An 18,832-nucleotide genomic window follows, 5' to 3' on the forward strand; every position below is an offset into this window, starting at 1 on the left:
ATTATTGCCACACAGGGATAATCAGAATGTCCGAGAACCGCTGGGAAGGCATTGACGAGTTCGTCGCCGTCGCTGAATGCAGCCAGTTCACCGCCGCCGCCGAGCGCCTGGGAGTCTCTTCCTCACACGTCAGTCGACAAATCGTACGCCTGGAAGAACGCCTGCAAACCCGCCTGCTCTACCGCAGCACACGTCGGGTGACGCTCACCGAGGCCGGACAAACCTTCCTGCAACACTGCCAACGCCTGCAGGACGGGCGCGAAGAGGCTCTGCGCGCGGTCGGCGACTTGACCAGCGAACCCAAGGGCATGTTGCGCATGACGTGTGCCGTGGCCTACGGCGAGCGCTTCATCGTGCCACTGGTGACCGGCTTCATGGGGCTCTATCCGCAGTTGCGGGTCGACATCGAACTGAGTAACCGGCCTCTTGACCTGGTCCACGAAGGCCTCGACCTGGCCATCCGCCTGGGCCGCCTCCAGGACTCACGCCTGGTGGCCACCCGACTGGCACCTCGACGCATGTACCTGTGCGCGTCGCCCTCCTACCTCGAACGCTATGGACGCCCCCATAGCCTGTCGGAATTGAGCCGGCACAACTGTCTCATCGGCAGTTCGGACCTCTGGCAACTGGAACAGAATGGCCGGGAATTTTCCCAGCGGGTCCAAGGCAACTGGCGCTGCAACAGCGGGCAAGCCGTCCTGGATGCCGCGCTTCAGGGCGTAGGCCTATGCCAGCTCCCGGACTACTACGTGCTGGAACACCTGAACAGTGGCGCCCTGGTGTCGTTACTCGATGCCCACCAGCCACCGAACACCGCCGTCTGGGCGTTATACCCACAGCAGCGACACCTGTCGCCCAAAGTGCGCAAGTTGGTGGATTTTCTTAAGGAAGGGTTGGCGAAACGGCCGGAGTACAGCAGTCAGCCCACTGCCGATGCCAACCACTGAACGGGGTGAGGGGCCGTACGTCAGGGCGAAAACCTAAGGCAGCAACGGATGTGTACACCACACCTACAGCCCCCCGCGCTGCCCCCAACGCAAGCGCAACCACTCAAGATCCTCGGGCCGGGTCACCTTGAGGTTATCCGCCCGCCCCTCGATCAAGCGCGGCGCCTGCCCCGACCACTCCATCGCCGAAGCCTCATCAGTGATCGTGACATCCGCCACCAGGCTATCGGCCAACGCCCGATGCAGGGCCCCCAGGCGAAACATCTGCGGCGTATACGCCTGCCAGATCAAACTGCGGTCAACGGTCTCCAGCACTCGGCCGTGCTTGTCCGCCCGCTTGAGGGTGTCACGCGCCGGCACCGCCAGCAGCCCACCCACCGGGTCATCCGCCAGCTCCGACAGCAGCTTGTCGAGGTCATCACGAGTCAGGTTCGGCCGCGCCGCGTCATGGACCAATACCCAATCCTCATTGGCAGCCCCCTGCGCATGCAAGTGCAACAAGGCATTGAGTACCGAACCCGAACGCTCTTCGCCACCGTCCACCCGCTGAATGCGCGGGTCGGCAGCGCAGGCCAGGTTCGGCCAATACGGATCATCGAGCGCCAGACTGACCACCAGCCCCTTCAAGGCTGGGTGATCGAGGAAACAGCCAAGGCTGTGTTCAAGAATTGTGCGTCCGCCCAATTGCAAATACTGCTTGGGACGGTCGACTGCCATACGGGCACCTACACCCGCGGCAGGAATCACGGCCCAGAAGGCCGGCAAGCTATTCATCATTGAGCCAACTGGTAAAGGGTTTCACCGTCCTTGACCATGCCCAACTCATGGCGAGCCCGCTCTTCAACGGTCTCCATGCCTTTTTTCAACTCCATCACTTCGGCGTCCATCACCCGGTTGCGCTCCAGCAGGGTCTGGTTTTCAGCCTGCTGATCGGCAATTTGCTGAGTCAGGTCGGCCACCTGTGCCAGGCTGCCGTTTCCCACCCACAGGCGGTACTGCAACCCCCCCAGGAGCAAGAGCAAGACAAGAAACAACCAATAGGGACTGCGCATCGAATATCAGGTATCCACTGAAAAAAAACAGCCATGCCAACACTTTGAAGCGTCTGATAGCACGAAGCCTGGAAGAACCAGGCTCGTACTCTAAGGCATCAGACTAGTGGCAAAAAACCCGCTGATGCGATTTTTTCGACACAATCCGGTGTCTTTTTACTCCACCAAGCTTAGCCGCGGAATTCGCTGCGGCCGTTGTACTTGGCTTTGGTACCCAATTGCTCTTCGATACGCAGCAGTTGGTTGTACTTGGAAACGCGGTCGGAACGGCACAGCGAACCAGTCTTGATCTGGCCTGCCGAAGTGCCCACAGCCAGGTCGGCAATGGTCGAATCTTCGGTTTCGCCGGAACGGTGCGAGATCACGGCAGTGTAACCAGCGGCCTTGGCCATCTGGATCGCTTCCAGGGTCTCGGTCAGGGTACCGATCTGGTTGAACTTGATCAGGATCGAGTTGGCGATCTTTTTATCGATGCCTTCTTTCAGGATCTTGGTGTTGGTTACGAACAGGTCATCGCCCACCAGTTGGGTCTTCTCGCCGATCTTGTCGGTGAGGATCTTCCAGCCAGCCCAGTCGGACTCGTCCAGGCCGTCTTCGATCGAGATGATCGGGTAACGCTCGGTCAGGCCTTTGAGGTAATCCGCGAAACCTTCAGCGGTGAACACCTGGCCTTCGCCGGACAGGTTGTACTTGCCGTCTTCGTAGAATTCGCTCGCCGCGCAGTCCAGGGCCAGGGTCACGTCGGTGCCCAGGGTGTAACCGGCGTTGGCCACGGCTTCGGAGATCACTTTCAAAGCATCTTCGTTGGAAGCCAGGTTTGGTGCGAAACCACCTTCGTCACCCACTGCAGTGCTCAGGCCGCGGGCCTTCAGCACAGCCTTGAGGTGGTGGAAAATCTCGGTACCCATGCGCAGGCCTTCCGAGAACGACTTGGCGCCAACCGGCTGCACCATGAATTCCTGGATGTCGACGTTGTTATCGGCGTGCTCGCCACCGTTGATGATGTTCATCATCGGCACCGGCATCGAGTAGACACCCGGGGTACCGTTCAGGTTGGCGATGTGGGCATACAGCGGCAGGTCTTGATCGTGGGCAGCTGCCTTGGCCGCAGCCAGGGAGACGGCGAGGATCGCGTTGGCGCCCAGGCTGCCTTTGTTTTCGGTACCGTCCAGCTCGATCATGATGCGGTCGAGGGCTTTCTGGTCAACCGGGTCTTTACCCAGCAGTGCGGTGCGAATCGGGCCATTGATGTTGGCTACAGCCTTGAGCACACCCTTGCCCAGGTAACGGCTCTTGTCGCCATCACGCAGCTCGAGCGCTTCACGCGAGCCAGTGGAAGCACCGGACGGCGCGCAAGCGCTGCCGATGATGCCGTTATCGAGAAGCACGTCCGCTTCGACGGTGGGGTTGCCACGGGAGTCGAGAACTTCACGACCTTTGATGTCGACGATTTTTGCCATTGTTGTAAACACTCCAAAGTTGACGAAAACGCTGTATACCGATCGATTTATAACTTGTGGGTCACATTACTGTTGGTCGGCGCTGGCAAACCAGTGCCGAGCAACACGGAGAACCCCAGGTAACGCGGCTTCTCCGTTGGAAAACTTTTCAGCCAATCATTCAAAAGCGACCAGCGGCGTCATCGCGGCAACCCACGGGCCTTGGCAGCCCGCGGGTCACGTGGCGAGTCCACGCCTTGGCGCGTCAGGCTTTTTTCTGGTGCTGAGCCAGTGCTGCCTTGACGAAACCACTGAACAGCGGGTGGCCGTCACGGGGAGTCGAGGTGAACTCCGGGTGGAACTGGCAAGCGACGAACCAGGGGTGATCCGGTGCTTCAACCACTTCAACCAGGGCGCCATCACCGGAACGACCGGAGATTTTCAGGCCAGCTTCGATCAGTTGTGGCAGCAGATTGTTGTTCACTTCATAGCGATGACGATGACGCTCGACGATCACGTCCTTGGCATAGCAGTCGTGAACCAGGGAGCCGGCTTCCAGCAGGCAGTCCTGGGCACCCAGACGCATGGTGCCGCCCAGGTCGGAAGACTCGGTGCGGGTTTCAACGGCGCCGGTGGCATCTTCCCACTCGGTGATCAGGCCCACGACCGGGTGACCGCTGGCGCGATCGAACTCGGTGGAGTTGGCGTCTTTCCAGCCCAGCACGTTACGGGCGAACTCGATGACCGCCACTTGCATGCCCAGGCAGATACCCAGGTACGGCACCTTGTTCTCACGAGCGTACTGCACCGCAGTGATCTTGCCTTCCACGCCACGCAGGCCAAAACCGCCTGGTACCAGGATCGCATCGACACCTTCGAGCAGCGCAGTGCCCTGGTTCTCGATGTCTTCGGAGTCGATGTAGCGCAGGTTGACCTTGGTCCGGTTGCTGATGCCGGCGTGGCTCATCGCTTCGATCAGCGACTTGTACGCGTCCAGCAGTTCCATGTACTTGCCGACCATGGCGATGGTGACTTCGTGCTCCGGGTTCAGCTTGGCGTCGACCACCGCTTCCCACTCGGACAGGTCGGCGCTATCGCATTGCAGGCCAAAACGCTCGACGACAAAATCATCCAGGCCCTGGGAGTGCAGGATGCCCGGGATCTTGTAGATGGTGTCGGCGTCTTCCAGGGCGATCACCGCACGTTCTTCAACGTTGGTGAACTGCGCGATCTTGCGACGCGAAGACAGGTCGATCGGGTGGTCGGAACGGCAGACCAGCACGTCCGGCTGCAAGCCAATGGAACGCAGCTCCTTGACCGAATGCTGGGTCGGCTTGGTCTTGGTTTCGCCAGCGGTGGCGATGTACGGTACCAGCGTCAGGTGCATCAGCATCGCGCGCTTGGCGCCGACTTCGAAACGCAGTTGGCGGATCGCTTCCAGGAACGGTTGCGACTCGATGTCACCCACGGTGCCACCGATCTCGACCATTGCCACGTCAGCGTCGCCAGCACCCTTGATGATGCGGCGCTTGATTTCGTCGGTGATGTGCGGAATCACCTGGATGGTTGCACCCAGGTAGTCACCACGGCGCTCTTTGCGCAGCACGTGCTCGTAGACACGGCCGGTGGTGAAGTTGTTGTTCTGGGTCATGGTCGTGCGGATGAACCGCTCGTAGTGCCCCAGGTCCAGGTCGGTCTCGGCGCCGTCGTGAGTGACGAACACTTCACCGTGCTGGAACGGGCTCATGGTGCCCGGGTCGACGTTGATGTACGGGTCCAGCTTGAGCATGGTGACCTTAAGTCCCCGCGCCTCCAGGATGGCCGCCAATGATGCCGATGCAATGCCTTTCCCCAATGAAGAAACAACACCGCCCGTGACGAATATGTAGCGCGTCATGAAAAACCCTAGAAGTCTGCGTTAAAGCGGTCAGTGCCGCCGGGGAAAGCGAAGGAAGGCCGAAGCCCCCGATCACCTGCATTAATTACAGTGCATCTTTCAAAAAAACCGCCGCGTTGGGACAGACCGGCAGATGAATCGCCGGTAGGTTGCTCGCTACACATTTTTTGGAATCGCCCAGCAAAGACTGCTTGGTAATCGGCAACTCCTGCAATTCAGGCGAATCCACAGAAGTTGTATCAAGAAGGGAGCGTAGTCTACCGGAAAGCCCCTTTCAGCTCAAACCTTGATCGTTGATTACTGGCTGCCATCGCAAAACGAAGTTTGCCCCCGCGCTGCCGTCCAGCCCAGGCAGGTTGGCCACAGCGATCAATTGCTCATTGCAGTACAGCAGCGGCAATCTGCCACGGGCGAACCACGGCACCTGACGCTCATTGAGCAAGCGCTTGAGGTCGCGGTGTCCACGGCCGGGTAACTGCATCGCCTCCCCACCCTGGCGGTAGCCCACGCTGAGCGGGCCTGGCGGGGCCTCGCCCAGCAGGTTGAGGCGACCATTGCCGGGCAATGTCAGTTCACGCAATGGGTCAGGCCAGGGCACTGTGCCGGCTAGCGCCGGCAGCCCAGCGCCGGACAACCACCAGACCCGCCCATTGGCCCGATGCAGTTCGCCATCCACCAGACGCCAGATCGGCCGGGCATCCGCCGCGGCATCCCGCAAGCTGGCCCAACCCGACCAATGGTCAGTGTCTGGCAGTCGAGTCAGCGTCGCCAGCCAATGACCCAGGGCGTTGCGCTGGCGAGCCACAGACAGCCCGGCCAGTGCCGCCAAGTCCAGCGACGGATACCCCAGCCACGCAAACTCATGGGCGTTGGCAGCCTGGGCCAGGTCCATCTGCGCCAGCTCATCGAGCAAGCCTTGGGCCTCGCGCAGATGGCCGGCACTGCGGGCCAGGGTGGCAGCGGCTTGGGGCCAGCGGCGACTGAGCAAGGGGAACACCTGCTGGCGCAGGTAATTGCGGGAAAATTGCTGGTCGCCGTTCGAGGGGTCCTCGACCCAGCACAACCGGTGCTCCCGGGCGTATGCCTCAAGCTCGGCCCGCGGCACATCCAGCAACGGCCGCACCAGGTACCCGCGCGCCAAAGCACGCTGCACCGGCATTGCGGACAAGCCCCTGACTCCCGCCCCCCTTAACAGACGAAACATCAGGGTCTCGGCCTGATCGTCGCGGTGCTGGGCGGTCAGCAACACATCACCGACCTGGATCAGTTGGGCAAAGGCTTCATAACGCGCCTCACGGGCGGCTCGTTCCAGGCTGGCACCCGCCTGGACCTGCACCCGAATCACCGCCAGCGGCACGCCCAGGCCGTCACACACGGCCTGACAATGCTGCGGCCACGCATCAGCCGCAGCCTGCAGGCCGTGATGCACATGGACAGCTTGGAGTTCGGGCAGGGCCTGGGTTTTAGCCAGTTGCGCCAGCAGGTGCAGCAGCACGGTGGAGTCGAGGCCACCGGAGAAGGCGATGCGCCAGGTCGGCGCGTTGCGCCAGGGGGTCAGGCGCTTGAGAAGAGCTGCGGATAACGTCATGCATGCACCCAAACCTGTAGGGGCCGAGCTTGCTCGCGATGAACGATCACGCGGCCGGTCGGTTGGACCGGAGCGTGCGGATCGCGGGCAAGCCCTGCTCCTACAAGAAGAAGCAGGGTTCGATCACAGACCGTAGCTCATCAGGCGCTCGTAACGGCGGGCCAGCAGCGCGTCGTTGTCGAATTTCTTGAGCATCTGCAGTTGCGCGATCAGCTCGCCACGGATCGAGGCAGCCGCAGCGGCCGGATCACGGTGGGCGCCGCCCAATGGCTCGCCAATCACTTTATCGACGATACCCAGGCCCTTGAGGCGCTCAGCGGTGATGCCCATCGCTTCGGCAGCATCCGGAGCCTTTTCCGCGGTTTTCCACAGGATCGAGGCACAACCTTCCGGCGAAATCACCGCGTAAGTCGAATACTGCAGCATGTTCAACTGATCGCAGACACCGATGGCCAGTGCACCACCGGAACCACCCTCACCGATCACGGTGGCGATGATTGGGGTTTTCAGGCGAGCCATGACACGCAGGTTCCAGGCAATCGCCTCGCTCTGGTTACGTTCTTCGGCGTCGATCCCCGGGTAGGCGCCCGGCGTGTCGATGAAGGTCAGGATCGGCATCTTGAAGCGTTCAGCCATTTCCATCAGGCGGCACGCCTTGCGGTAGCCTTCCGGACGCGGCATGCCGAAGTTGCGGCGGACCTTCTCGCGCACTTCACGGCCTTTCTGGTGACCGATCACCATCACTGGCTGATCGTCCAGACGGGCGACACCACCGACAATCGCGGCGTCATCGGAGAAGTGACGGTCGCCGTGCAGCTCATCGAACTCGGTGAAGATGTGCTGGATGTAGTCCAGGGTATAGGGACGACGCGGATGACGCGCCAGACGAGCGATCTGCCAGCTGGTCAGCTTGCCGAAGATGTCTTCGGTCAGCGTGCTGCTCTTGTCCTGCAGGCGCGAGATCTCATCGCCGATATTCAGCGAATTGTCATTACCGACCAAGCGCAACTCTTCGATCTTGGCTTGCAGGTCGGCGATCGGCTGTTCGAAATCTAGAAAATTCGGGTTCATAGGCGTCCGTCTTGGGTCGACGTCCAAGTGAGCTTGGGTCGGCCGGTTGTCTATTCGCGCCCTACCTTAAGGGACAGGCGCGTTCAGGTCGAGATTAAAAATTCGGGTCATGGCCAGGGCGCCTCAAGGGCCCCTGACCGTCAACGGTATTGGAGGAAGACGTTGTCTCGCCCGAACTGGTCACGCAGGGCTTGAATCAAGCTGTCTGCCGGATCGATTCGCCAGGTCTCGCCAAACTGCAGCAAGGCCTTGGCGTCGGGGCTGGTGTACTCCATGGTGATGGGGCAGGCGCCACGATGACGCTTGAACAACTCCCCCAGCCAGCGCAACTGATCGCCCTTGAGGTCCTGGGTCTGCACCTTCAGGCGCAGGCTTTCGGCCAGGTTGGTGCGCGCATCTTCCATGCTCATCACCCGCTTGACCCGCAACCTGAGGCCACCGGAGAAGTCGTCATTGCTGACTTCGCCCTCGACCACCACCATCGCGTCGGTCTGCAGCAACGACTGCGCGGAATGGAACGCCTCGGCGAACAGCGACGCCTCGATCCGCCCCGAACGGTCGTCGAGGGTGATAAAGCCCATCTTGTCGCCCTTTTTGTTCTTCATCACCCGCAGGGCGATGATCATGCCGGCGACAGTCTGGGTGTCGCGAGCCGGCTTCAGGTCAATGATGCGCTGGCGGGCAAAGCGACGAATTTCACCTTCATATTCGTCAATCGGGTGACCGGTCAGATACAGCCCCAGGGTGTCTTTTTCACCCTTGAGGCGTTCCTTGAGTGTCAGCTCCTTGGCTTTGCGGTGATTGGCGTAGACATCCGCGTCTTCTTCGACAAACAGCCCACCAAAGAGATCGGCATGCCCGCTGTCGTGGGTCCGCGCCGTCTGCTCGGCCGCCTTGATCGCCTCTTCCATGGCCGTCAGCAGCACGGCGCGGTTACGGTCGATGTTGGCCTGGTAGGCTTTGGTCTCATCAAAGAAATACGGACCCAGACGGTCCAGCGCGCCGCTGCGGATCAGGCCGTCGAGAGTGCGTTTGTTGATTCGCTTGAGGTCGACCCGCGCGCAGAAGTCGAACAGGTCCTGGAACGGCCCATCCTGACGCGCCTCGGTAATCGCCTCGACCGGCCCCTCGCCCACGCCCTTGATCGCGCCCAGGCCGTAGATGATCCGGCCCTCCTCGTTCACCGTGAACTTGAACTCCGAAGTGTTCACGTCCGGCGCATCGAGGCGCAGCTTCATGGTCCGCACTTCCTCGATCAAGGTCACGACCTTGTCGGTGTTGTGCATATCCGCCGAGAGTACCGCGGCCATGAACGGCGCCGGGTAGTGGGCTTTCAGCCAGGCCGTCTGGTAAGACACCAGGCCGTAGGCGGCGGAGTGAGATTTGTTGAAGCCGTAACCGGCGAATTTTTCCACCAGGTCAAAGATGTTACCCGCAAGGTCAGCATCGATATTGTTGGTGGCGCAACCTTCGATGAAGCCGCCGCGCTGCTTGGCCATCTCTTCGGGCTTTTTCTTACCCATGGCCCGACGCAGCATGTCCGCACCGCCGAGGGTGTAGCCAGCCATGACCTGGGCGATCTGCATCACCTGTTCCTGATACAGGATGATGCCGTAGGTCGGCGCCAGTACGGGCTTGAGGCCTTCGTACTGGTAGTCGGAGTGCGGGTACGCCAGCTCGGCGCGACCGTGCTTACGGTTGATGAAGTCGTCCACCATGCCCGATTGCAACGGGCCCGGACGGAACAGGGCCACCAGTGCGATCAAGTCTTCCAGGCAGTCGGGCTTGAGCTTTTTGATCAGCTCCTTCATGCCGCGCGACTCGAGCTGGAACACCGCGGTGGTCTCGGCCTTTTGCAGCAAGCTGTAGGTCGGTTTGTCGTCCAGCGGGATAAAGGCGATATCCAGCGGCGGCTCGTTGACCTTGGCACGGTCGCGGTTGATGGTTTTCAGCGCCCAGTCGATGATCGTCAGGGTCCGCAGGCCGAGGAAGTCGAACTTCACCAGACCGGCCGCCTCGACGTCATCCTTGTCGAACTGGGTGACCAGGCCACCCCCCTCTTCATCGCAATAGATCGGCGAGAAGTCGGTCAGCTTGGTGGGTGCGATCACCACACCACCGGCGTGTTTGCCGACGTTACGCACAATGCCTTCGAGCTTGCGCGCCATCTCCCAGATTTCCGCCGCCTCTTCATCGACTTTGATGAAGTCGCGCAGGATCTCTTCCTGCTCGTAGGCTTTTTCCAGGGTCATGCCGACTTCGAAAGGGATCATCTTCGACAGGCGATCCGCCAGGCCGTAGGACTTGCCCTGGACCCGCGCCACGTCCCGCACCACCGCCTTGGCGGCCATGGAACCGAAGGTGATGATCTGGCTCACTGCGTTGCGCCCGTATTTCTCGGCCACATACTCGATGACCCGGTCGCGACCGTCCATGCAGAAGTCGACGTCGAAGTCGGGCATGGAGACCCGTTCCGGGTTGAGGAAACGTTCGAACAGCAGGTCGTATTCCAGCGGATCGAGATCGGTGATCTTCTGCACATAGGCTACCAGCGAGCCAGCACCCGACCCCCGGCCCGGCCCCACCGGAACCCCGTTGCTCTTGGCCCACTGGATAAAGTCCATCACGATCAGGAAGTAACCGGGGAACCCCATCTGGATAATGATATCCAGTTCGAAATTCAGCCGGTCGACGTAGACCTGGCGCTTGGCCTCGTAGTCCTCTGTGGTGTCCTTGGGCAGCAGCACGCTCAAGCGCTCGTCAAGCCCGTCGAAGGACACCTTGCGGAAATACTCATCGATGGTCATGCCATCGGGAATCGGGAAGTTGGGCAGGAAGTGCGTGCCCAGCTTTACTTCGATGTTGCAGCGCTTGGCGATCTCGACCGTGTTCTGCACGGCATCGGGCAAATCGCTGAACAGCTCGAGCATTTCCTCGGCACTTTTGAGGTATTGCTGGTCGCTGTAGTTTTTCGAGCGCCGTGGGTCGTCGAGCGCCCGGCCTTCACCGATGCAGACCCGGGTTTCGTGGGCGGCAAAGTCTTCCTGCTTGATGAACCGCACGTCATTGGTGGCCACCAGCGGCGCACCGATCTTGTCGGCCAGGGCCACGGCCGCGTGCAACTGCTCTTCATCGTTGGGACGGTTGGTACGCTGGATTTCCAGGTAAAAACGGTCCGGGAACACCGCCATCCACTCGCGGGCCAGGGTTTCGGCTTCATCCGGATTGCCGCCGAGCAGGGCCATGCCGATCTCGCCCTCCTTGGCCGCCGAGAGCATGATCAAGCCTTCGTTGGCTTCGGCCACCCACTCGCGCTCGATGATGATCTGGCCATTGCGCTGGCCGTCGATGAATCCGCGGGAAATCAGTTCGGTAAGATTGCGATAACCGACCGCATTCATCGCCAGGAAGCTGATCCGGCTCAACGCGTTGTCCGGATCCTTGTTCGACAGCCACAGGTCAGCGCCGCAGATCGGCTTGATCCCCGCGCCCATGGAGTTTTTGTAGAACTTGACCAGGGAACACATGTTGTTCTGGTCGGTGACCGCCACGGCCGGCATGTTCATGCCGACCAGGGTCTTGACCAGCGGCTTGATCCGCACCAGACCGTCGACCAGGGAGTATTCAGTGTGCAGGCGTAGGTGAACGAATGAAGCCGGCATAGTGATCCTGCTAATAACGTGGAGACAACAAGGCCCGGATTGTACCGGGCCTTGGCAAAAACATCAGCTTGGACTAGCGCTCGAGCAACCCTTCGCGAGCCTCGTAAGCCTGCCGCACCGGCGCGAACGAACGGCGGTGAATCGGGGTCGGACCCAGGCGTGCCAAGGCTTCCAGATGCACAGGGGTCGGATAACCCTTGTGACCGCCGATGCCATAGCCCGGGTAAATCAATTCAAAGGCCGCCATTTCGCGGTCGCGGCTGACTTTGGCCAGGATCGACGCCGCGGCAATCGCCGGGACCTTGCTGTCGCCCTTGACCACCGCTTCCGCCGGCATGGCCAGCTTGGGGCAACGGTTGCCGTCGATCATCGCCAGTTTTGGCTGGATGTGCAGGCCTTCGACGGCGCGCTGCATGGCCAGCATGGTGGCATGGAGAATGTTCAGCTCGTCGATTTCTTCGATTTCAGCGCGAGCGATGCACCAGCTCAGGGCCTTCTCACAGATTTCGTCGTAGAGCTTTTCGCGCCGGGCCTCAGTGAGTTTCTTGGAGTCATTGAGGCCGAGGATCGGGCGCAGCGGATCGAGGATCACCGCCGCCGTCACCACCGCGCCACAGAGCGGACCGCGCCCGACTTCATCGACTCCGGCGACCAGCGCCTCTGCATCCGCGACGAGGTTGAAATCCAGGCCCATTTGCATCTTTACGGTACTCATTGTGCTGCGCCGATCAAATTGAGGACCGCGTCGGCGGCCTGGTTCGAGGCATCGCGGCGCAGGGTCCGGTGGATCTGGTCAAAACCGAGGGTTTGCTCTTCGCCGCCATCGATCAGCGGCGAGAGGGTCAGCGCCAACGCTTCGGGCGTCGCATCGTCCTGCAGCAACTCGGGCACCAGCAGACGCTGAGCCAGCAAGTTCGGCAAGGAGATGTAGGGGCTTTTCACCATGCGCTTGAGAATCCAGTAGGTCAGCGGCGCCAGGCGATAGGCCACGACCATCGGCCGCTTGTACAACAAGGCCTCCAGGGTCGCGGTGCCCGAGGCGATCAGGACCGCGTCGCAGGCCGCCAGCGCCTGGTGCGAGCGCCCGTCCAGCAGGGTGACCGGCAAATCACGGCCCGCCAGCAGCGCTTCGAGCTGCACTCGCCGCTCCGGGTTGGCGCACGGGATGACAAACCGCACCCCTGGGCGCATGGCCCGCAGCCGCTGGGCCGCATCGAGGAACAAGCCGCCCAGGCGCCCGACTTCACCACCTCGGCTGCCCGGCATCAGCGCCACCAGCGGGCCGTCCGGCAGGCCCAGTTCGGCGCGCGCTGCGGCTCGGTCGGCTTCCAGGGGAATGGCATCGGCCAGGGTGTGGCCGACAAACCGCACCGGCACGCCTTGTTCTTCGTAGAAGCGGGCTTCGAACGGCAGCAGCGTGAGCATCAGGTCGCAGCCTTCGCGAATCTTCAGCACGCGCTTCTGCCGCCAGGCCCAGACCGAAGGGCTAACGTAGTGCACGGTCTTGATCCCGGCCTGGCGCAGCTTGAGTTCGATATTGAGGGTGAAGTCCGGCGCATCGATACCGATGAACACATCCGGTTTTTCGGCGATCAAGGTCTTGATCAGCTTCTTGCGCCGGGCCAACAGCTCACGCAGGCGACCCAGGACTTCCACCAACCCCATGACCGACAAACGCTCCATGGGGAAATAGGAAGTCAGGCCTTCAGCCTGCATCAGCGGGCCGCCGACACCGATGAATTCGACCGCCGGGTGGCGAGCCTTGAGGGCACGCATCAGACCCGCACCCAGGATGTCGCCGGAAGCTTCGCCCGCCACCAGCGCTATACGCAGATTAGCCATGGTTAGCGGGTGATGCCGCGGGTCGAAGACTGGATCGAGTCACGGAACACCGCAACTTCCGAAAACTGCGCCGAAGGCTCGGCCAGCTCAGTCAGCGCCTGTTCCACGGTCAAGCCCTGGCGGTAGACCACCTTGTAAGCGCGACGCAGGGCATGGATAGCTTCTTCGCTGAACCCACGACGGCGCATGCCCTCGAAGTTCATGCTGCGCGCTTCGGCCGGGTTGCCGAACACCGTGACATAGGCCGGCACATCCTTGCCGATCGCCGTGCCCATGCCGGAGAAACTGTGGGCGCCGATGTGGCAATACTGATGGACCAGGGTGAAACCGGAAAGGATCGCCCAGTCAGCCACGTGTACATGCCCGGCCAACGCAGTGTTGTTGACCAGGATGCAGTGGTTGCCGATGACGCTGTCGTGGCCGATGTGGGCATAGGCCATGATCAGGTTGTGATCGCCCAGGGTGGTTTCCGAACGGTCCTGGATAGTCCCACGGTGAATCGTCACCCCTTCACGGATGACGTTATGGTCACCGATCACCAGGCGCGTCTCTTCACCCTTGTACTTCAAGTCAGGGGTGTCCTCACCGATCGAGGAAAACTGATAGATGCGGTTGTGCTTGCCAATCCGAGTCGGCCCCTTGAGCACTACGTGCGGGCCAATCACTGTTCCCTCGCCGATTTCCACACCTGCGCCGACGATCGACCAAGGGCCGACCTCAACGCCGTCGGCCAGTACGGCCGTCGGATCGATGATTGCGCGAGGGTCAATCAAACTCATACTTTTTGTTCCGCACAGATGATCTCGGCCGAGCACACGGGCTTGCCATCCACCGAAGCCTGGCATTCAAACTTCCAGATCTTGCGCTTGCAGCTGATGAAGGTGGCTTCGAGGATCAACTGGTCGCCTGGCTTGACCGGCTGACGGAAGCGTAGCTTGTCAGAACCGACAAAGTAGTAAAGCGTGCCATCGGCAGGCTTGACGTCGAGCATTTTGAAACCAAGGATTCCGGCAGCCTGGGCCATCGCTTCAATGATCAATACGCCCGGCATGATTGGATGCGCAGGGAAGTGACCGTTGAAGAACGGCTCGTTGATGCTGACATTCTTGTAGGCACGAATGCGCTTTTCCTCAACATTGAGGTCCACTACGCGGTCCACCAGCAGGAACGGGTAACGGTGAGGCAGGTATTCGCGAATCTCGTTGATGTCCATCATTTCGGGGGGAAGCCTATGTAAAGATTGGGAACGCGCGACTGATGCACGCTCCTCTAGCAAATCAAGGAGGCAGTCTAACGGCTGTGCACACTTGATATGGAAATGGTATCAGCCATCTGATGAAGCATTACCACCAGGGGTCACTTCACTGACCTGCTTTTCCAGCTGGCGCAAACGTCGCGCGATGTCATCGAGCTGACGGATGCGCGCCGCGCTTTTGCGCCACTCGGCGGCCGGCTGCATGGCCGTACCGGAAGAATAGGCACCCGGCTCGGTAATCGAGTGGGTGACCATGGTCATTCCGGTCAGGAATACGTTGTCGCAGATCTCGATGTGCCCCACCAGCCCGACACCGCCGGCCAGCATGCAATGCTTGCCGATCTTGGTGCTGCCGGAAATGCCCACGCATGCCGCCATGGCGGTGTGATCACCGACCTGCACGTTGTGCGCGATCTGAATCTGGTTATCCAATTTCACCCCGTTGCCGAGAATGGTGTCAGCCAAGGCGCCACGGTCGATAGCGGTATTCACGCCAATCTCCACGTCATCACCGACCAGCACCCCACCGACCTGGGCAATTTTCTGCCAGATGCCCTTTTCGTTGGCGAAACCGAACCCTTCACCGCCGAGCACCGCACCGGACTGAATGACCACCCGCTTACCAATGCGCACGTCGTGGTACAGCGTCACTCGCGGGGCCAACCAGCCACCTTCACCGATCTCGCTACGGGCACCGATGAAGCAATGCGCGCCGACTGTGACGCCGGCAGCAATACGGGCACCGCTCTCGATCACCGCAAAGGCACCGATGCTCGCCGCCGGGTCAACCACTGCGTCCTGCGCGATGACCGCCGTCGAATGGATACCGGCAGCTGCCTTGGGCTTGGGATCGAACAAGTGGGACACCCGCGCGTACGCCGCGTAAGGGTCCGGCACTACCAGCGCGTCACCGGCAAAACCTTCGGCGTCAGCGGCCTTCAGCAACACGGCTGCGGCATGGCTGTCGGCCAGGTATTTGCGGTATTGGGGGTTTGCCAGAAAGCTCAACTGAGCTGGGCCAGCCTCTTGTAAAGTGGCTAGCCCAGTGATTGTCTTCTCTGGGTCGCCACACAGGGTGGCGCCCAGGAACTCGGCCAATTGGCCGAGGGTTTTAGTCGCTGTCATGGATTACTTCAGCTGATTCATGCGCTCGATCACCTGGCGGGTGATGTCGTATTGCGGCTTGACATCAATCACTGCGCCACGCTCGAAGACCAGGTCAAAAGCACCTTTCTTGATGACGGCTTCCACAGCGCTGTCCAGTTTCGGCTTGAGCTGCTTGAGCATTTCACGGTCGGCAACAGCCTTGGCTTCGTTCAATTCCTTGGACTGGAACTGGAAGTCGCGGGCCTTTTGCTTGAATTCAAGCTCCAAACGCTCACGCTCGCCCTGGGCCATTTTGTCGCCACCGCTGACCAGACGATCCTGGATGCCTTTGGCACTGCTTTCCAAGGTCTTGAGCTTGGTCAGTTGTGGGCCGAATTTCTTCTCGGCATCCACTGCGTACTTCTTCGCCGCGTCCGATTCCAGCAGCGCCATCTGGTAGTTCAGTACCGCGATTTTCATGTCGGCAAATGCCGGGGTCGCTACCAGGACAGTTGCCAGGAGAACCAATTGAGTCAACTTACGCACGATGCACTCCTACAAAATCCATTGTCGTTGTCTTGGGGCAGACGCTTAGAACGTCTGGCCGAGGGAAAATTGGAACACTTGGGTTTCAGCGTTATCCGGTTCTTTCACCGGCATGGCCAGAGCAAAGCTCAAAGGACCCAATGCGGTAACCCAGGTCACACCAATACCCACGGAGCTGGCCAGGTTGCTGAGACTGACGTCGTTGCACTGAGTTTTCGACTTCGAGCCATCGGCGTTGGTGCTCTGATCGCATTTGGCGTCGAACACGTTACCCACATCCCAGAACACGGAAGTGCGCAGCGAACGTTGATCCTTGACGAACGGCAGCGGGAACAGCAGCTCTGCACCGCCTTGGATCAGGACGTTACCACCAAAAGGCAGTGGGTCTTGGTCCGGATCGACCGAAGTACCCGGGTTAACGCCACGACTCGGGGTACTACGCGGCCCCAAGGTACTGTCCTTGAAGCCACGAACCGAGTTGAAACCACCAGCAAAGTAGTTTTCGTAGAATGGCAAGCCATCCGTCGAGCCGTAGCTGTCACCGTAGCCCAGTTCGGTGTGCAGGCGCACGGTGTAGTTATCGGTCAATGGCTGGAACAACTGGCCACGGTAGTCGAGCTTGAAGAACGACAGGTCGCTGCCCGGCACTGTGGTTTCCAGCGTCACGCTCTGGGAGTGACCACGGGTGGCCAATACGCCTTTGTTCAGGGTCGACTCGGACCAGCCGGCCGAAGCCTTGAAGTTCAGGTACTGGTCGCCTTCACGGTTTACGAAGTCGAAGATCTCGTCGACGGTGTACTGGCCGGTCTTGATCTTGTCTTGCTGGGCGTTAAAGCCGAAGGTCAGGCGCGACGTCTCGCTGATCGGGTAACCCACGCTGACACCTGCACCCAGGCTGTCCACGGCATAGCTGGCGACGTCGGTGTCGAGCTCATCGTAGTCAGTGGTGCGGTAGAAGGCGTTATAACCCAGGCTCACGCCATCGGCAGTCCAGTAGGGGTCCACGTAACCGAAGTTGTAGCGGCTCTGGTATTCACTGCGGGTCAAACCGATGCTGACCTTGTTACCGGTACCCAGGAAGTTGTTCTGGGTAATCGAACCACCGAGGATCAGACCGGCGCTCTGGGCAAAACCGACGCTGGCGGTGATGGAACCGGATGCTTGTTCTTCAACGCTGTAGTTGACGTCTACCTGGTCATCGACACCCGGCACGGCCGGCGTCTCGACGTTGACTTCCTTGAAGAAGCCCAGGCGCTCCAGACGGGTCTTGGACTGGTCGATCAGGTAGGTCGAAGCCCAGCCACCTTCCATCTGGCGCATTTCACGACGCAGCACTTCGTCTTCGGACTTGGTGTTGCCACGGAAGTTGATGCGGTTGACGTAGGCACGCTTGCCCGGATCGACCACGAAGGTGATATCGACCGTGTGGTCTTCGTCGTGCGGCTGAGGCACGCCGTTGACGTTGGCGAAGGTGTAGCCCTCGTTACCCAGGCGACGGGTGATCAGTTCGGAGGTGGTGGTCATCAGCTTGCGCGAGAACACCTGGCCTTTCTGCACCAGCAACAGCGCCTTGACCTGGTCTTCAGGTACTTTCAGGTCGCCGCTGAGCTTCACGTCACGAACGTTGTACTTCTGGCCTTCGTTGACGTTGACGGTGATGTAGACGTGCTTCTTGTCCGGGGTGATGGACACCTGGGTCGAAGCGATATCCATGTTGATATAGCCGCGGTCCAGGTAGTAGGAGCGCAGGCGCTCGAGGTCACCGGAGAGCTTTTCACGGGCGTACTTGTCATCGTTCTTGAAGAACGACAACCAGTTGGTGGTCTTGAGTTCGAACAGGTCGATCAGGTCTTCGTCGGGGAAAACCGTGTTGCCCACCACGTTGATGTGCTGGATCGCGGCAACGGTACCTTCGTTGATGTTGACCTTCAGGCCCACGCGGTTGCGCGGCTGGGGGACCACTTCGGTATCAACGGTGGCCGAGTAGCGGCCTTGAGCCACGTACTGGCGTTGCAGTTCGTTACGCACGCCTTCGAGGGTGGCGCGCTGGAAGATTTCGCCTTCAGCCAGACCGGATTGCTTGAGGCCCTTCATCAGGTCTTCAGTAGAGATCGCCTTGTTGCCTTCGATCTCGATACTGGCGACGGACGGACGCTCGACTACCGTGATGACCAGGACGTTGCCGTCGCGACCCAACTGGATGTCCTGGAAGAAACCGGTTTTGAACAGCGCACGAGTGGATTCGACCAGGCGACGATCATCCGCCTGTTCACCGACGTTCAACGGCAAGGCACCAAAGACGCTGCCAGCGGAAACCCGCTGGAGGCCGTTGACGCGAATATCGGAGATAGTGAAGGACTCGGCGTGAACTTCGGCGATCATCAATACGGTGAGAACCGCAGTTAGCAGCAGACGTTTCATGAAGTCCTTTCTTATTCCAACTGGCA

15 protein-coding genes are annotated in these 18,832 nt (G+C 60.4%); 1 reads left to right on the forward strand and 14 read right to left on the reverse strand.

Annotated features, from left to right (window positions below):
- Positions 1-26 precede the first annotated feature (26 nt).
- Positions 27-947: a LysR substrate-binding domain-containing protein gene (locus AACY45_RS16430; protein WP_339546429.1), complete on the forward strand. Its 921-nt coding sequence runs from the start codon at positions 27-29 to the stop codon at positions 945-947.
- A 63-nt stretch (positions 948-1,010) separates the two neighbouring features.
- Here the strand turns inward: AACY45_RS16430 and ispD are convergent, their stop codons facing one another.
- The 14 genes from ispD to bamA all read right to left on the reverse strand — a co-directional run bounded on the left by ispD (position 1,011) and on the right by bamA (position 18,806).
- The gene (gene ispD / locus AACY45_RS16435; protein ID WP_339546430.1) at positions 1,011-1,724 is read right to left on the reverse strand and encodes a 2-C-methyl-D-erythritol 4-phosphate cytidylyltransferase; all 714 of its coding nucleotides are present in this window, start codon (positions 1,722-1,724) and stop codon (positions 1,011-1,013) included.
- Positions 1,721-1,999: a cell division protein FtsB gene (gene ftsB / locus AACY45_RS16440; RefSeq protein ID WP_027619031.1), complete on the reverse strand. Its 279-nt coding sequence runs from the start codon at positions 1,997-1,999 to the stop codon at positions 1,721-1,723. The genes ispD and ftsB overlap by 4 nt, the downstream gene beginning before the upstream one ends.
- A gap of 170 nt (positions 2,000-2,169) precedes the next feature.
- Positions 2,170-3,459, reverse strand: coding sequence for a phosphopyruvate hydratase (eno, locus tag AACY45_RS16445; protein WP_339546431.1), 1,290 nt, complete (start codon positions 3,457-3,459; stop codon positions 2,170-2,172).
- Between the two features lie 244 nt (positions 3,460-3,703).
- Entirely contained in the window at positions 3,704-5,335 is a 1,632-nt protein-coding gene (locus AACY45_RS16450) for a CTP synthase (RefSeq protein ID WP_166588545.1), read from the reverse strand.
- Between the two features lie 274 nt (positions 5,336-5,609).
- Positions 5,610-6,923, reverse strand: coding sequence for a tRNA lysidine(34) synthetase TilS (gene tilS, locus AACY45_RS16455; protein WP_339546432.1), 1,314 nt, complete (start codon positions 6,921-6,923; stop codon positions 5,610-5,612).
- Positions 6,924-7,046: 123 nt separating this feature from the next.
- Complete coding sequence (locus AACY45_RS16460) at positions 7,047-7,994, reverse strand: acetyl-CoA carboxylase carboxyltransferase subunit alpha (RefSeq protein ID WP_182343678.1); 948 nt, start codon at positions 7,992-7,994, stop codon at positions 7,047-7,049.
- 140 nt (positions 7,995-8,134) lie between these two features.
- Positions 8,135-11,656, reverse strand: coding sequence for a DNA polymerase III subunit alpha (gene dnaE / locus AACY45_RS16465; RefSeq protein ID WP_339546433.1), 3,522 nt, complete (start codon positions 11,654-11,656; stop codon positions 8,135-8,137).
- A 73-nt stretch (positions 11,657-11,729) separates the two neighbouring features.
- Positions 11,730-12,356: a ribonuclease HII gene (gene rnhB / locus AACY45_RS16470; RefSeq protein WP_339546523.1), complete on the reverse strand. Its 627-nt coding sequence runs from the start codon at positions 12,354-12,356 to the stop codon at positions 11,730-11,732.
- 11 nt (positions 12,357-12,367) lie between these two features.
- Positions 12,368-13,498: a lipid-A-disaccharide synthase gene (lpxB, locus tag AACY45_RS16475; protein WP_339546434.1), complete on the reverse strand. Its 1,131-nt coding sequence runs from the start codon at positions 13,496-13,498 to the stop codon at positions 12,368-12,370.
- Between the two features lie 2 nt (positions 13,499-13,500).
- Positions 13,501-14,277, reverse strand: a complete 777-nt coding sequence (gene lpxA / locus AACY45_RS16480) for an acyl-ACP--UDP-N-acetylglucosamine O-acyltransferase (RefSeq protein ID WP_339546435.1) — start codon at positions 14,275-14,277, stop codon at positions 13,501-13,503.
- Positions 14,274-14,714, reverse strand: coding sequence for a 3-hydroxyacyl-ACP dehydratase FabZ (fabZ, locus tag AACY45_RS16485; protein ID WP_027619040.1), 441 nt, complete (start codon positions 14,712-14,714; stop codon positions 14,274-14,276). Before fabZ ends, lpxA begins: the two co-directional genes overlap by 4 nt.
- A 108-nt stretch (positions 14,715-14,822) precedes the next feature.
- A complete protein-coding gene (lpxD, locus tag AACY45_RS16490) occupies positions 14,823-15,878 on the reverse strand; it encodes a UDP-3-O-(3-hydroxymyristoyl)glucosamine N-acyltransferase (RefSeq protein ID WP_339546436.1) in 1,056 nt (351 codons plus the stop codon).
- Positions 15,879-15,881: 3 nt separating this feature from the next.
- Entirely contained in the window at positions 15,882-16,385 is a 504-nt protein-coding gene (locus tag AACY45_RS16495) for an OmpH family outer membrane protein (protein ID WP_339546437.1), read from the reverse strand.
- Between the two features lie 45 nt (positions 16,386-16,430).
- On the reverse strand, positions 16,431-18,806 hold the full coding sequence (bamA, locus tag AACY45_RS16500) for an outer membrane protein assembly factor BamA (RefSeq protein WP_339546438.1): 2,376 nt from the start codon (positions 18,804-18,806) through the stop codon (positions 16,431-16,433).
- Positions 18,807-18,832 lie beyond the last annotated feature (26 nt).

This window comes from Pseudomonas sp. RA_35y_Pfl2_P32, from assembly GCF_963970735.1.
Taxonomy (GTDB): Bacteria; Pseudomonadota; Gammaproteobacteria; order Pseudomonadales; family Pseudomonadaceae; genus Aquipseudomonas.

What these genes read in the sequence shown, in the direction of transcription:
- AACY45_RS16430 (WP_339546429.1), top strand. Translation starts at nt 27, where the DNA reads ATGTCCGAGAACCGCTGGGAAGGCATTGACGAGTTCGTCGCCGTCGCT.
- ispD (WP_339546430.1), bottom strand. Translation starts at nt 1,724, where the DNA reads ATGATGAATAGCTTGCCGGCCTTCTGGGCCGTGATTCCTGCCGCGGGT.
- ftsB (WP_027619031.1), bottom strand. Translation starts at nt 1,999, where the DNA reads ATGCGCAGTCCCTATTGGTTGTTTCTTGTCTTGCTCTTGCTCCTGGGG.
- eno (WP_339546431.1), bottom strand. Translation starts at nt 3,459, where the DNA reads ATGGCAAAAATCGTCGACATCAAAGGTCGTGAAGTTCTCGACTCCCGT.
- AACY45_RS16450 (WP_166588545.1), bottom strand. Translation starts at nt 5,335, where the DNA reads ATGACGCGCTACATATTCGTCACGGGCGGTGTTGTTTCTTCATTGGGG.
- tilS (WP_339546432.1), bottom strand. Translation starts at nt 6,923, where the DNA reads ATGACGTTATCCGCAGCTCTTCTCAAGCGCCTGACCCCCTGGCGCAAC.
- AACY45_RS16460 (WP_182343678.1), bottom strand. Translation starts at nt 7,994, where the DNA reads ATGAACCCGAATTTTCTAGATTTCGAACAGCCGATCGCCGACCTGCAA.
- dnaE (WP_339546433.1), bottom strand. Translation starts at nt 11,656, where the DNA reads ATGCCGGCTTCATTCGTTCACCTACGCCTGCACACTGAATACTCCCTG.
- rnhB (WP_339546523.1), bottom strand. Translation starts at nt 12,356, where the DNA reads ATGCAAATGGGCCTGGATTTCAACCTCGTCGCGGATGCAGAGGCGCTG.
- lpxB (WP_339546434.1), bottom strand. Translation starts at nt 13,498, where the DNA reads ATGGCTAATCTGCGTATAGCGCTGGTGGCGGGCGAAGCTTCCGGCGAC.
- lpxA (WP_339546435.1), bottom strand. Translation starts at nt 14,277, where the DNA reads ATGAGTTTGATTGACCCTCGCGCAATCATCGATCCGACGGCCGTACTG.
- fabZ (WP_027619040.1), bottom strand. Translation starts at nt 14,714, where the DNA reads ATGATGGACATCAACGAGATTCGCGAATACCTGCCTCACCGTTACCCG.
- lpxD (WP_339546436.1), bottom strand. Translation starts at nt 15,878, where the DNA reads ATGACAGCGACTAAAACCCTCGGCCAATTGGCCGAGTTCCTGGGCGCC.
- bamA (WP_339546438.1), bottom strand. Translation starts at nt 18,806, where the DNA reads ATGAAACGTCTGCTGCTAACTGCGGTTCTCACCGTATTGATGATCGCC.